This window comes from Micromonospora sp. ATCC 39149 (genome assembly GCF_000158815.1).
Lineage (GTDB): Bacteria > Actinomycetota > Actinomycetes > Mycobacteriales > Micromonosporaceae > Micromonospora.
The window spans coordinates 6,166,939-6,180,452 of sequence record NZ_GG657738.1; the positions used below are offsets into that span (position 1 = coordinate 6,166,939).

The following is a 13,514-nucleotide window of genomic DNA, read 5'->3' on the forward strand; positions in this document are numbered from 1 at the left end:
TGCCACGGTTCCCATCAGGCCACCAGTTCTTCCGTGCTCACGTCGTAGACCGCCGGGGTCCCGCCGGTGTGCCGCAGCCCGACCGGTGCGTCAGCGGCGAAACGGCCCGTCGGTGGCATCCGAACCCGTAGGTCGCGCTGGCCGCCGTGGTCAACTACGTAGATGATTTCGTCGCCCAGCCACTCCGCCGAGACCACGCGGGCCGGGACCGAACGTTCCGCCCCTGGTTCTGTTACCTCCAGCGCCTCCGGCCGTACGCCTGCGACCAGGCAACGGTCGCGCGGCAGGCCCGGTGGTGGCGTGAGGACCAGTCCGCCCTGACTGCGCAGCTTCCCGTCGGCCACCTCCACCTCGATGAGGTTCATCGGCGGGGAGCCGATGAACGCGGCGCAGAAAAGACTCGCCGGACGGTCGTAGACTTCCAGCGGCGTGCCGATCTGCTCGACGCGGCCTTTGTTGAGGATGGCGATTCGGTGACCGAGCGACATCGCCTCGACTTGGTCGTGGGTGACGTAGACCATGGTCGTCCCCAACTGCCCCTGCAGGTGCTTGATCTCCGTGCGCATGTCCGCCCTCAGCTCCGCGTCCAGATTGGTGAGAGGTTCGTCCATGAGGAACGCGCGCGGTCGTCGCACCAGGGCGCGAGCAAGCGCGACGCGCTGCTGCTCTCCGCCCGACAGCTGGCGCGGTCGCCGGTTCAGGAGCGGACCAAGCCGCATCAGCCGGGCGGCCTCGTCGACCCGCTCGTGCACCTCCGACTTGGGCAGTCCCTCGGCCCGCAGTGGGAACGCCAGATTGTCGCGGGTTCTCAGATGCGGATAGAGAGCGTAGAACTGGAACACCATGGCGATGTCGCGCTCGGCGGGCGGCAGGTCGTTGACCAGCGTGTTGCCGATGCGGATGTCGCCCGTCGTCTGCCTCTCCAGGCCGGCTATGGCCCGCAGCGTGGTCGTCTTGCCGCAACCCGAAGGGCCGAGCATCACGAACAGCTCGCCGTCGCCGATGGACAGGTCCACGTGATCAACCGCGACCGTCCCGTCCGGGTAGCGCTTGTGCAGGGCGGTCACCTCGATGCCCGCCATCAGCGTCGCACCGCCCCGAGCGTCACGCCGGCGACGAGGTGCTTGCGCACCAGGTAGGCGAAGACGAGTACCGGTAGCGCGAACACCACGGAGGCGGCGGCCACGAGACCCCAGTCCACGGTGGTGCCACCGATGAGGCCGGCGATGGCGGGTGGAGCCGTCCGCACGTTGTCGCTGGAGGTAAGGAAGATGGCGAACACGAATTCGTTCCACGAGAAGATGAGTGCGAAGACCGCCGTGGCGGCAATGCCGGGCACGAGCAGGGGAAGGGTAAAACGCCAGAACGCCTGCAAGCGGGTGTAGCCGTCGAGCATGGCGGCATCCTCGTACTCCGCGGGCACCTCGTCGACGAACCCCTTCATCATCCAGATCGTGAACGGGAGGTTGTACGCGGCGTAGATGAGGATCAGGCCGAGCTTGCTGTCGATGAGTCCGACTTGGCGGTACATGAGGAAGATCGGGATCACGACTACCACGGGCGGCATGAAGCGGGTGGACAGGATGAAGAAGAGTTGGTCCTTCTTGGCCTTCACGGCGAAGCGTGAGTAGGCCCAAGCCGCCGGGACCCCCAGCGTGGTGGCCAGCACCGTGGAGGCCCCGGCGACCACGACGGAGTTGAGGAACGAAACGGACAAGGCCGAGCGACCGCCGCCGGAGGCGACGAACACGTCCTTGAAATGGTCCATAGTGACTTTGAAGCCGAAGAACTCGGCCGGAATGGCGTAGACGTCCCGGTTCTCCTTGATGGACGTCTCGATCATCCACAGCACCGGGAAGAGCATCACGACGGCCAGCACGGTCAGCAGCGCGATCTCCAGCACGGAGCGGCCCCGGCCGCCAACGCGGCGCGCGGGGGGCGTGTGATCCCGGGCAGGACCTGTGGACACGGCCTCGTCGACGGAGACGGCCATCAGCCCTCCTTGAGCTTGTTCAAGTAGCGCAGGTAGAGCTGCGTGAGGACGATGACGACGAGGACCATGAGGATCCCGTACGCCGAGGCGGTTCCGGTGTTGAAGCCCAGGAACGCGACCTTGTAGACGTGAAACGACAACGTCTCGGTGGAGACCCCCGGACCTCCGCTGGTGAGGATGTAGACGAGGTCGAACAGCCGGAAGGCCTCGATGGCCCTGAACAACACGGCGATGAGGAGCAGCGGCCACACCAGCGGAAGAGTGATGGTGCGGAACCGGAACCACTCGGACGCCCGGTCGATCGAGGCGGCTTCGTACAGGTACTTGGGAACCGCGGTAAGGCCCGCCAGTGCGATGAGCATGATGAACGGCGTCCATTGCCAGGTGTCGACCACGATCAGGGAAATCAACGCCGTTCGCTGCCGGGTGAGCCACTCCACCTGTCCCAGGCCGAGCGAGCCGAGCATGCTGTTGATCACGCCGAATTGCGCGTCGAGCATGAATCGCCAGAACAGCCCGACCACGACCGGTGACAGCATCATCGGAACCAGGAACAGAGTGGTCAGCAGTCCGCGCCCGTGCGTGCGCCGTGAGATCAGGTAGGCGATGGCGAAACCGAGCACGGTCTGCAGGCCGACCGCGCCTACCACGTAGATCAACGTCGTCAAGGCCCTCTGGTGGACCTGCGCCGACTTCAGGATGGCGGTGTAGTTCCCGAACCCAATGAAATGGGCGGGCCCCCCGCGGGTGGCCGAGTAGTCGGTGAAAGACAGGTACAACGCCCACAGCAACGGGAACACCGACATTGCGAGCAGCAGCAGCAGCGCGGGGGAGATGAAGGCCACGGCGAGCCCGCGGTCGCTCAGCCGGCGGGACCGACCCGGTGCAGGTGGCGTCGCAGACGCCACCTGCACCGCGTCGGTCCTCAGAGGGACGGGGTCGCTCACAGTCCGCCGCCGCCCTTGCGGCTGCTGGAGTCGAGCACGCCCTGCTGTTCCTTGGCGATGTCGTCGAGCGCATCCTTCGGCTTCTTCGCGCCGTTGAGAGCCGCGTTCACGTTGGTGTTCTCAATGTCGACGAGGCGCGCGTACTCGGGCACGTTCCACATGTCCCGCATCCGGGGAACCGAGTCGGTGTACACCTGGTTGAACGGCCCGGCATTGAGGAACTCGGGCGACTCCAGGGCGTCCGTACGCGATGGCACACCGCCAGCGGCGGCCCACTTCTTCTGGATATCAGCCCGCTCGAACCACTTCATGAAGTTCAGGGCCTCCGCCTGGTTTGCCGTGGAGGAGTAGGCCGACACGTGCATCCCCATACCGCCGAGAGGGACCAGGTTCGTCTTCTGGCTCGGCAGGGTGGCAAAACCCAGCTTGTCGAGAATTTGCTCCCGCGTGGTGCCGAGCGTCGACTGCTTCGGATCAAGCAGGCCGCCGCTCGCGGCGATCCAGTTGAACGCGATGCATGCCTTGCCCTGGGCGACCGCCGCGTTCACCTCGTCGATGAACCAGTTGCCGGAGCCCTTGGCGGTCAGCGGCTTCATCTTGTTGACCAGGACGTCCATCGCCTCCTGGCCCGCAGCGTCGTTGAGGACGCCCTCGATCTTGCGCGTCTTGGCGTCCCAGAGGTTGCCGCCGTAGACGCCGTTGACCGTGTTGTAGGTGACGGCAGCGGCGTCGGAGCCGTTGGCCTGGTGGAAAGCCAGCCCGCTGACGCCGGGGTTGTCCGCCTGGCACCTCTCGGCGACTGAGATCATCTGGTCCCAGGTCTGCGGTGGCTTGTCGCCGATCAGGTCCTTGCGGTAGATCATCGTCCAGGTGTCGCCGAGCAGCGGCAGTCCGTACAGGCTGGCGTTTTCGTCGCGCTTGCCGGTCTCCGCCTGGGGAAACTGGCCGTAGGCCGCCAGGAGGTACGGGTTGTAGGCCTTGACGTCGATGTTGTTCTTGACGAAGTCGGTGATGTCGAGGATGTTGCCGTTCGTCACGGCCTCGCCGATGTGTTGCGAGTCCAGGATCGCGATGTCGAAGTCGGTCTTGCGCGCGGCGAACTGGGTGAACATCGCGTCGTGCCAGTTCGCGTTCGGCACGGTGTTGACCTTGATGGTCGCGTTCGGTCGCTCCTTTTTGTACTCCGCGTTCGCGAAGGCTTCCAGTGCGTGGGCGGGAGGCCAGTCGAACCAGATGAAGCTGAGGGTCAGCGGGTCCTTGGTGAGCTCCGGGATGGCCGCCGGTGCCTTGGGGGCGCTCGCCTTCGCGCCGTCGTCCTGGCCATCGCCGCAAGCCGCCACGGTCGTGGTCACCAGCAGCATGGCCGCCGTCGCCAGCAGCACCTTTCGACCAGAAACGGAAATTCGTCCCATTCGCTGTGGATACCGCATCTTCTTGCCTGCTTTCCGGGTGGGGACTTCTAGAGCCTCGCTATGTGCCTCGCCGAGCAGGTGCTGGGTTGTTCAGGCGTGTTGCCGGGCTGTCGCGGGGGCCGCCCCGCGGGCCGGCGTCACGAGTGCGCCGCGATGTACCGGGTCTTCATGCCGTCGAGAAGTCCTTCGGTTCGTCTGCGGCCGGTGACGAACCGAGCAGGACGTCGATCATGCCCATCGGAACTCAAGGTGATCGAAGTAGAGCGATGGCGGGCGGTTCCGCGATGGTGCAGGATGGCGGGCATCCGACGCTTTTCCTATACGATCGATTGGGGCGTCAGCATGCCGCAGCGTCGTGACTGATGTCAACAGGTTCACGAAGGCGCAAGAAGGGACCTCACGTCACGATGGACGACGAAGCGATGATCGCGCGGGGCCGTAGGGCCGTGACGGGCGGAATGCCGCCGGGAAGGTCTGGCGGCCGGCTTGCCGACGAGGTGTACGACACGCTGCTCGGACAGCTGATGTCGCTACGGATCGAGCCTGGCTCCCGCGTCACGATCGACGTCCTGGCGCGAGAGTTGGGGGTCTCGCAGACGCCGATCCGAGACGCTCTGAACCGTATGGAGGCCGAGGGCCTGGTCGTGCGTGTGCCCCATGCTGGCTACCGCATTCCCCCCCAAATCACCCGGCATCGATTCGAGGACATGCTCGAGGTCCGCCTGCTCCTCGAGCCGGCAGCGGCGCGCAGATCCGCCGAACGCGCCTCCTCGGAGCAGGTGGCCGGTCTGCGACGAATGCTGGAGGAGATGGCGGAGTTGGAGGGGGGCAAAGGGCCCATGGCCTATGGCGCCTTCGGGCTGCGCGACGCCGCTTTTCACGATCTCGTCGCCCTGAGCGCGGAGAACCAGGTCATCCGTGAAGCGCTCGCTCGCCTGCACAGCCACGTGCACCTCTTCAGGCTTCACCACGACACCCAGGTCACTCACTTGGCCATGGCCGAGCACGAGGAAGTTGTGGCCGCGATCGCCGCGCGTGACCCCGACGCCGCCGCCTACGCGATGCGTCGGCACATCTTGCGGTCCGGCGAGCGTTTCCGACGATTGTTCGACGAGGCCAAGGATGCGGACGCAATGGCGGTGGCGGCTTGACGGGCGGGCGGGGCAGAGGAATGCTAGCCCAATCGGATCGGATTGGATCGCGTCCACCTCACCGCCACCAGATGCGAGGAGAAGCAGGTGCCCAGAGCGCTGCTCCTGACCGGCGACGCCGCCGAGGAACTCGACACCATGTACCCCTACTACCGCGTGCAGGAGGGTGGCTGGGACGTTGACGTCTCGTCACGGACGCTGCGTGACGTGCAACTGGTCATCCACGAGTTCGACCCCAACTCCGACGCCTACGTGGAGAAGAACGGCCGGAAGCTGCCGGTTGACGTGCCCTGGGCCGACGTCGACGTCGAGCGCTATGACGCCCTCATCATCCCCGGGGGACGTGCCCCCGAGTGGATCCGGGTCGACGCCGACGTCAGGCGCATCACCGAGCACTTCTTCGCGCGCAACCTCCCCATCGCGCTGGTGTGCCACGGCGCGCAGGTACCAGCGGTGTACGGGCTACTGAAGGGTCGAAAGACGGCGTGCTTCCCCCCCATCACCGGTGACATGGAGAACGCGGGCGCGACGGTCATCGACGCTCCCGACGTCGTGGACGGCAACCTCGTCTCCTGCCGGGGGTGGCCCGACATGCCGCAATTCGGCAGGGCGATGATGGAGGTCTTTTCGAAGTCCGTCAACCCCGCATCGGCATGAGCACACCTGGCTTGCCCCGGTGACGGCACTTCGGACCGTCGCAGTCGACGGTTCCCCCGTCCACGTCCTGGAGAGCGGCACCGGGCCCGCGGTGCTGATGCTGCACGGCTCCGGACCCGGCACGACCGGGTCCGGCGCCTGGGCAACGACGGTGGAGGCGCTGGGCACTTCCTGGCACCTGGTGGCTCCTGACCAGGCGGGGTTCGGCCGTACACCTATCCCGGCGGGCTCCAGGGGTGGGCTCCGGCTGTGGACGGAGCAGGCCGCGGGCCTAATGGATGCTCTCGGTATCGAGCACTACGCCGTGGTGGGTCACTCCATGGGCGGTGCCGTGGCGCTGGCGTTGGCGGCCGCGCGCCCCCAGCAGGTCACCCGTGTCGTGGCGGTCTCGACGATGGGCGCTCCCGGGGCGCCGCTGTCCGCCGATCTCGACGCGATCTGGGCCGCCCCCGCCGGCCCGCTCGGGGCACGAGACATGCTGAGTCGCCTCGTCCTCGACCAAGCGCTCGTGACCGACTCGGCCGTCGATGCCCGTGCAGCTGCGATGCGAGCGGGGGCGGCCGCATTCGCGTCGTTGTTCCCTCCACCTAGGGCACGATGGGTCGACGAACTCACCCTCTCGGCGCACACGCTGGCAGCGGTCCGCGCCCCCGTGCTACTCGTTCACGGCGCCGAGGATCGAGTCACCCCGCTCGAGACGGCAGCCCAGCCCCTGCTGGAACACCTGACCGATGTCCGTCTGCACGTGCTCGGCCGATGCGGGCACGTGCCGGCGATCGAGCACCCGTACGAGTTCAGGCTACTGTTGTCGTGCTTCCTCCGCCGGGACCGAGGTCACTAATTGCTGCGGCAGGTCCGCAGCCCGTGCCGCCAGGTCCGCACCGCAGGTGCTTACGCATGCTCAGCGCTGAGCAGGTTCCCACCACACCAGGTTGGCGGCCACCTGGCCCACCGGTTCGATGATCTCCCACGCCTCGGCTATCAGCCCGTCGTCGATCCGCCAGATGTCGACGACCGCGATCTCCGGTCCCGCGTCGGGAAGCCAGCGCCGCGAGTACATCACGACGTGATCGCCGTCGGTTAGCACCTGATGGATCTCGACCTGCATACCGGCGAGCGGTACCAGTGCGGCGCGGACGGCGGCGAGCGAGTCCTACTACCCGGCGGACGCGGAGAGTGCCGCCTACTTCACGGAGTAGCCTACTTGTGCCGCCCGATCGAGCGCGGCGGGCTGTCCGTCAGTCTCTTGATCAGGTGCGCGGATCTGCCGAAACCAGCTCGCTACCTGGCGTTACGGCCGACCTCGGCGCGGCAGTCGCAGTCCATGAACACGTGATTGATCAGCCCATCGGGCAAAGCCAGTCGATCAGGTGCCCCGCGATGCCTCAGACGTGCCGGACCGGGGCACCAGGACCACCACCGCAGTTTCGGACGAGCGCCGGGCAGCGTAGCCATCCAGGTTCTTGTCGATCTCACGCCAGCGGGCCCACAGCCGCGACCGTTCGTCGCCTGTCGCAGCATGACCACGCACCGGCCGCGGCCCGTCAACCAGGTCAACGGTCGCGTCCGGGTGCGCCTGCAGATTGAGCCACCAGGCCGCGGGTCGCGGGTGGGGCGTCGGTGGCGAGTTCGTGGTGTCCGCGTCGGAGGTTCTGCACGAAGGCGTGGCCGGTGACGATCGTCTGGGCGGTCCGGTCGGTGCGGAGTCCGCGCATCGGTCCGAGCCGGTGTTTGAGCTGGCTGTGGTCGGCCTCGATCGTCCCTCATCAGGGGGCACCGTTCCACGGGCTTCCGCGGCCTTCCCTTACCGCGCAACGGGTTCGGGCGTGTCTGCAACCAACCACCTAAATCGGCCACCCTCCACACTCACGCCGTTACATGGAGAGGCCCAGCGAATTTCGTCACCCGCCGCAAGTCAGATCAAATCGACGCCAACCATTCAATAAAGTTGATGTCTTGTCAGTTACGCCACCTACTGTTAGCGTTCATGTACAGGTAGAAACTCTCTGCTTTGCAGAGTCGACCTTTCCCGCGCCCGCAAATGGGAGCCAGACGTGCGATTCTCGCGACGAAGAATATGACGGCGACCTCTGCCCGTGAATTGCCGCTGCGGCCCGACTCGTCCCGCCCACGCGACTTTCGTCTCTACTGGCTGGCCGGCGGGATCAACCTGCTCGGCTCCCAGGCCTCCGGCCTGGTCCTGCCGCTGGTGGCGCTCGCCGTCAGCGGTTCGCCGACTTCCGCCGGCCTGGTGGGCGGCCTCGGCCTGGCCGGGCGGCTCGTGGCGGCGCCGGCGGCGGGCGTGCTGGCCGACCGGCTGCCCCGCAAGGCCATGATGGTCACCGCGCTGCTGGTGGCGGCCGGCGCCATGGCTACGGTCGCCGGCACTCTGGCGGCCGACGCGGTCACCCTCGGCATCCTGGCCGGTGCCGCCTTCGTGGAGGGCGTCGCCCAGGCCGGTTACGAGTCGGCCGGCGCGGGGGCCATCCGGCGGGTCCTGCCCCCTGACGACCAGCGGGCGCTGGCCCGGCTCGAGGCCCGCAACCACGCCATGCAGATCGCCGGGCCACTGCTGGGTGGGGCACTCTTCCAACTGGCGCGTTGGGCACCATTCCTCGCCGACGTGGTCTCCTACCTGGTCGCCGCGTCCTGCGTTGCCGCAATTCGCACGGACCTCAACCCACAGCGGACGGACCGCAATTCGTTCCTGGCCGACCTGCGGACCGGACTGCGCTTCGTGTGGGAACACCCGTTCCTACGTTTCGTCACCATCTGGGCCGCCGGCATCAACTTCGTCTTCGGCGCACTGATATACCACACGATCCTGGTCGCCGGCGGCCGTGGCGATCTGCCGGTGTCGGTCGGCCTGATTCTCACCATCGCCAGCGTCGGTGGTCTCGTCGGCGCGTTGTCCGCGCCGCGGGTGCTGCGACACCTGCGGCCGGTGGTGGCCATCCCGATCGCGTCGTGGGCGACGGTGGGCCTGGTCGCCGCGCTGTGCGTGGCCCGGCAGCCCTGGAGCTACGGGCTGCTGTTCGGGCTGGTCTTCCTCCTCACGCCCATGGTGGCCATCGTCTTCCAGTCCCGTGCCATCACGATCACCCCCGACCACCTCCAGGGCCGGGTGGCAACGGTGATCGGCACGACCGGAGAGGCGCTGCGGGTGCTCGCGCCGGTGCTCGCCGGCGCGCTGGTCGCCCGGTACCACCCCGGCGCGGTGGCACTGATCTTCGCGGCGGTCCTGGCCATGCTGGCCGCATACGCGACCGCCAACGTCCGGAAGCTGCGCACCGGCACGGCCCCGGCGAAGGAGGACTGAGGATGGCTCGCAACTTCCGCGTCTACTACCCGGCGCTGCCGCTGGTGGCCGAGCACGCGCCGCACCGGGCCGCCTTCGTCGGCGACGCCGACGGGCGCTGCCAGGTCTTCGTCTGGGACCGCGAAGTCGGGTCGGCGCGCCAGGTCACCGACCGGGCGGCCGGCACCGTCCGGGCCGCCATCGACCCTGGCGGCACCACCGTCTGGTGGTTCGACGACGACCTCACCGGGGTGGGCAGCTGGCGGGTCTGCGACATCGACCACCCGGAACACTCGACCGAGGCGCTGCCGGGGCTCGCCCCGGCCCGGCACGCCGGCCTCGCCATGGCCGCCGACGGCACCGCCGTGATCGGCCTTTCCGACACCGGGGGCATGACGCTGTTCCGGCGGACCGCCACCGGCCGGGTCGACCGGATCTCCCGGGTCTCCGGATACGCCCACCTGGTCGACGTGGACCCGGCCGGCCAGCTACTCGTGGTCGGCACCGACGCCGCGTCGCCCACCGCGGTCACCGTGCTGACCGGCGACGGCACGCCGGTGGCGGTGCTGCCGGGCAGTGCCACCGGACGGGTCTGGCCGCTGGGATTCGCGCCCGGGACCGGTCCGGCCCGGCTGCTGCTGGTGGTCGAGGAGAACGGCGAGTACGCGCTGGCCACCTGGACCCGGGCCGGCGGGCTGGCCCGGCACGAGTGGCGCTTCGACACCGAGATCACCGCCAGCTGGTATCCGGACGGAACCCGCGTCCTCGTCCGCCAGGATCGACACGCCGGCAGCCACCTGTACTGTGTCGACCTGTCGGCGGGGACGCGTACCGAGGTACCCACCCCGGCCGGCAGCATCCTGGACGCCGCGGCCTGGCCCGACGGTGACGTGGCGTACGTCTGGACCGACTCCACGACACCGCCGCAGATCCGCTCCGTCGCCGGGGTGGAGCTGCCGACGGCACCGGACGACGGCCCGGGTGACGAGGCGGTGTCGCTGGCGCAGTACTGCCGGCGGACGCAGGTCTGGGTGCCGGGGCCGGCCGGGCCGATCCACGCGCTGGTCGCGGCGCCCGCCGACCGGACCGGGCCGCTGCCGGCGGTGTTCCTGGTGCACGGCGGACCGTTCCAGCACGCCCGGGACGCGTACGACCCGCTGGTCGAGGTGCTCGTCCGGACCGGCTGTGCGGTGGTCCGGGTCAACTACCGGGGCTCCAGCGGATACGGGGCCGCCTGGCGAAACGACTTCCGCGCCGGCGTCGGGCTCACCCAGCTGGAGGACCTGGCGGCGGTCCGGTCCCATCTCTGCGAGCGGGGCGTGATCGTCGAGCACCGGGTGGCGCTCTGGGGCAGTTCCTGGGGCGGGTACCTGACCCTGCTCGCCCTCGGGGTGCAGCCGGACCTGTGGCGGCTCGGAGTGGCGATCAACCCGGTCGCCGACTACGCCGCCGCCTTCGCGGCCGCCACCCCGGCGATCCGCGCGCTGGACACGATGCTGTTCGACGGCACGCCGCAGGAGGTCCCGCAGCGGTACGCGGACTCCTCTCCCACGAGCTACATCGACCGGGTACGCGCACCGGTCTTCATAGCCGTGGCCACCGACGACGTCCGGTGCCCGCCCGCCCCGGTGGAACGCTACGCCGAGGCGCTGTCGCGCCGCCGGGTCCCCGTGAAACTCCTCCGGACGCGAGCCGGGCACGAGGATTTCGATGCCCGTGGTCACGTCTCCCTGATGCAGGCGGTGCTGCTGTTCATGCAGCGGCATTTCGACGGCGTACGGGACGAAGGGACGCCGGTCGCGCTCGCCATGGCGCGACCGACGGACTGACGTACCGGACGGCGGCCTGACGGTCCACGAATGGCGAGGGGAGGTGAGAGCCCATGCGTAAGAACATCATCGAGAACGACCCGATCAGCGGCAACCGCGACCAGGTCCGTTCCGACGTCGCCGTCACGGTGACGGTCACCGTCAAGTTCTGATCCACCACCGAGTGGGATCGCCGGTCCCGCGCCTCGGCCGGCACCCGGCGATCCCACTTCGGTGTCGCCCTCGTCGGGTCCGGGCTTCGTGAGCAAGGAGAGGTGACATGCGGGTTCTGCTGGTCAACATGCCGTGGGCGTCCATCGATGTCCCGTCCCTGGCGCTGGGGATCCTCACCAACAGCGTCCGCCGGAGTTGCCCGGATGCCGAGGTCGAGGTCGTGCACGCCAACCTCGACTACGTCGACTGGGTGGTCGACCGCACCGAGTTCACCCTGCACGACTACCAGTACTATTCCCTGTTCACCTACTTCGCCGGGTGCGGTGACTGGGTCTTCTCCTCCGCGCTCTACGACGACCCGCAGTGGCGGCTGGACGAGTTCACCAGCCGGGTCCGCGACCAGATGTCCGAGCGGGAACTCGCGCGCAACGTCGAGCTGCACCGGTCCGCCCCGCAGTTCATCGCCGAACTGGCGACGCGGATCGTCGAGCGGGCGCCGGACCTGGTCGGTTTCACCTCCACCTTCCAGCAGAACACCGCCGCGCTGGCGGCGGCCAAGCACGTCAAGCGGCTGGATCCGACGATCCGTACCGTGTTCGGCGGGGCCAACTGCGACGGCGAGCAGGGTGCGGCCCTGCACCGCAACTTCCCCTTCGTCGACCTGGTGGTGCGCGGCGAGGGCGAGGCGGCGTTCCCGCGACTGCTGGCCGCCCTGGCCGGCGGCGACCCCGCGCGCCCACCGGTGCCGCCGGGGGCCGCCGCGGGACTGGCCGGCGTCGAGGGGTTGTGCTGGACCGCCCCGGACGGCCGGCGGATCGCGAACCCGATGAGCACCAAGCCGCTGCCGCCCGCCGAGATCGTCACCCCTGACTACGCCGGCTACTTCGAGCGGCTCGCCGCCTCCCGGGCCCGCAACTGGGTCGAGCCGAAACTGGTCGTCGAGGGCGCCCGGGGATGCTGGTGGGGCGAGAAGCACCACTGCACCTTCTGCGGGCTCAACGGCTCGTTCATGGAGTTCCGCAGCAAGAGCCCGAGCAGGTTCTACGACGAGATCGTCTCTCTCGCCGAGCGGCACCAGGTGCTCGACATGTTCGTGGTCGACAACATCCTCGACATGGGATACGTGACCTCGCTGCTGCCCAGACTCGCCGAGTCCGACTACGACCTGCGGTTGCAGTACGAAATCAAGTCCAACATGAAGGGCGCGCAGGTGCAGGCGCTGGCCGACGCCGGCCTGGTGAGCGTGCAGCCCGGGATCGAGAACCTCAGCAGCCGGGTTCTCAAGATCATGGACAAGGGGGTGACCGGCTGTCTGAACGTACGCATGCTGCGCGACGCCGAGACCAGCGGCGTCACCGTCGCCTGGAACTACCTCTACGGCTTCCCCGGCGAGACCGACGAGGACTACCAGACGATCCTGGACCAGTTCCCGGCACTGCACCACCTGGCCCCGGCCGGCGGCAGCAGCCGCATCGCCATCGAGCGGTTCAGCCCGTATTTCAACCGTCCCGAGCTCGGCTTCGGCGACCTGCGGCCGGCGGGACAGTACCGCCTGAACTACGACCTGCCCGAGTCGGAGCTGATGGACCTGGCCTACATTTTCGACGTGCCCGAGCAGGGCATCGGCGCGGAGCTGGCGGCCCGGCTGGAGGAGGCCGTGACCGAGTGGCAGCACGAGTACGCCCGCAGCCAGCTGACCCACCATGATCTCGGCGAGGAGATCGTGCTGGTCAGCCGCCGCAAGCACTTCGCCTGGCGGGTGCTTCGCCTGACCGCCGCGCCGGAGGTCGCCGCCTTCCGGCAGCTCGACCAGCCGCACACCGTCGACTCGCTGGCCCGCCGGCTCCACCGCCCCGAGCCCGAGGTGGCATCCCTCCTGCGGCGCTGGCGGGAGCTGGGCATCGTCTTCACCGACGGCGGGCAGTTCGTGCATGTCGCGCCCCGGGCGATGAACCAGGACCTGCTCCGCATCGACCACCTGCACCCGGAACGCGTCGGCGCGCGGCCGGAGACCGACCACACCGCGAACGGGCCGGCCGAGCAGGCCGCCCTGAGCGCCGTCTGAGGGGAGGCC

General features: G+C 68.5%; 11 protein-coding genes and 2 pseudogenes. 6 read left to right on the forward strand and 7 right to left on the reverse strand.

Annotation, left to right across the window (positions count from 1 at the left end; genetic code table 11):
• Positions 1 to 14: 14 nt before the first annotated feature.
• The 4 genes from MCAG_RS26855 to MCAG_RS26870 are packed head-to-tail and all read right to left on the reverse strand — an operon-like array spanning position 15 to position 4,322.
• Entirely contained in the window at positions 15 to 1,082 is a 1,068-nt protein-coding gene (locus MCAG_RS26855; protein WP_036375434.1) for an ABC transporter ATP-binding protein, read from the reverse strand.
• Positions 1,082 to 1,993 carry a carbohydrate ABC transporter permease gene (locus MCAG_RS26860; protein ID WP_036375437.1) on the reverse strand — a complete coding sequence of 304 codons (912 nt, stop codon included), beginning with the start codon at positions 1,991 to 1,993 and terminating at the stop codon, positions 1,082 to 1,084. The genes MCAG_RS26855 and MCAG_RS26860 overlap by 1 nt, the downstream gene beginning before the upstream one ends.
• On the reverse strand, positions 1,993 to 2,940 hold the full coding sequence (locus tag MCAG_RS26865; protein WP_007076094.1) for a carbohydrate ABC transporter permease: 948 nt from the start codon (positions 2,938 to 2,940) through the stop codon (positions 1,993 to 1,995). The genes MCAG_RS26860 and MCAG_RS26865 overlap by 1 nt, the downstream gene beginning before the upstream one ends.
• Positions 2,937 to 4,322, reverse strand: coding sequence for an extracellular solute-binding protein (locus tag MCAG_RS26870; protein WP_232290299.1), 1,386 nt, complete (start codon positions 4,320 to 4,322; stop codon positions 2,937 to 2,939). The genes MCAG_RS26865 and MCAG_RS26870 overlap by 4 nt, the downstream gene beginning before the upstream one ends.
• 437 nt (positions 4,323 to 4,759) lie before the next feature.
• On the opposite strand from MCAG_RS26870, the gene MCAG_RS26875 reads away from it, so the two are divergent.
• The 3 genes from MCAG_RS26875 to MCAG_RS26885 all read left to right on the forward strand — a co-directional run bounded on the left by MCAG_RS26875 (position 4,760) and on the right by MCAG_RS26885 (position 7,001).
• Entirely contained in the window at positions 4,760 to 5,503 is a 744-nt protein-coding gene (locus MCAG_RS26875) for a GntR family transcriptional regulator (RefSeq protein WP_036375439.1), read from the forward strand.
• An 87-nt stretch (positions 5,504 to 5,590) separates the two neighbouring features.
• Positions 5,591 to 6,160: a DJ-1/PfpI family protein gene (locus tag MCAG_RS26880; protein ID WP_036378073.1), complete on the forward strand. Its 570-nt coding sequence runs from the start codon at positions 5,591 to 5,593 to the stop codon at positions 6,158 to 6,160.
• 97 nt (positions 6,161 to 6,257) lie between these two features.
• Complete coding sequence (locus tag MCAG_RS26885; RefSeq protein WP_232290421.1) at positions 6,258 to 7,001, forward strand: alpha/beta fold hydrolase; 744 nt, start codon at positions 6,258 to 6,260, stop codon at positions 6,999 to 7,001.
• Between the two features lie 60 nt (positions 7,002 to 7,061).
• On the opposite strand, the pseudogene MCAG_RS26890 reads toward MCAG_RS26885, so the two are convergent.
• The 3 genes and pseudogenes from MCAG_RS26890 to MCAG_RS35330 form a co-directional block, all read right to left on the reverse strand.
• Positions 7,062 to 7,292 (reverse strand): annotated as a pseudogene (locus MCAG_RS26890) (nuclear transport factor 2 family protein); the annotation flags it as partial.
• Between the two features lie 234 nt (positions 7,293 to 7,526).
• Positions 7,527 to 7,760, reverse strand: a pseudogene (locus MCAG_RS31470) (nitroreductase/quinone reductase family protein); the annotation flags it as partial.
• Positions 7,714 to 7,917 (reverse strand): DDE-type integrase/transposase/recombinase, encoded by a 204-nt coding sequence (locus MCAG_RS35330; RefSeq protein WP_369751391.1) that lies wholly within the window; start codon positions 7,915 to 7,917, stop codon positions 7,714 to 7,716. The gene MCAG_RS35330 and the pseudogene MCAG_RS31470, both read right to left, overlap by 47 nt.
• A 320-nt stretch (positions 7,918 to 8,237) precedes the next feature.
• Here MCAG_RS35330 and MCAG_RS26895 point away from each other — a divergent pair, with 320 nt between their 5' ends.
• The 3 genes from MCAG_RS26895 (at position 8,238) to MCAG_RS26905 (ending at position 13,505) form a co-directional block, all read left to right on the forward strand.
• Positions 8,238 to 9,479: an MFS transporter gene (locus MCAG_RS26895; RefSeq protein ID WP_157548267.1), complete on the forward strand. Its 1,242-nt coding sequence runs from the start codon at positions 8,238 to 8,240 to the stop codon at positions 9,477 to 9,479.
• A gap of 2 nt (positions 9,480 to 9,481) precedes the next feature.
• Entirely contained in the window at positions 9,482 to 11,287 is a 1,806-nt protein-coding gene (locus MCAG_RS26900) for an alpha/beta fold hydrolase (protein WP_050778087.1), read from the forward strand.
• Positions 11,288 to 11,546: 259 nt separating this feature from the next.
• Positions 11,547 to 13,505 carry a RiPP maturation radical SAM C-methyltransferase gene (locus tag MCAG_RS26905; RefSeq protein ID WP_007076102.1) on the forward strand — a complete coding sequence of 653 codons (1,959 nt, stop codon included), beginning with the start codon at positions 11,547 to 11,549 and terminating at the stop codon, positions 13,503 to 13,505.
• The last annotated feature ends 9 nt before the right edge of the window (positions 13,506 to 13,514 follow it).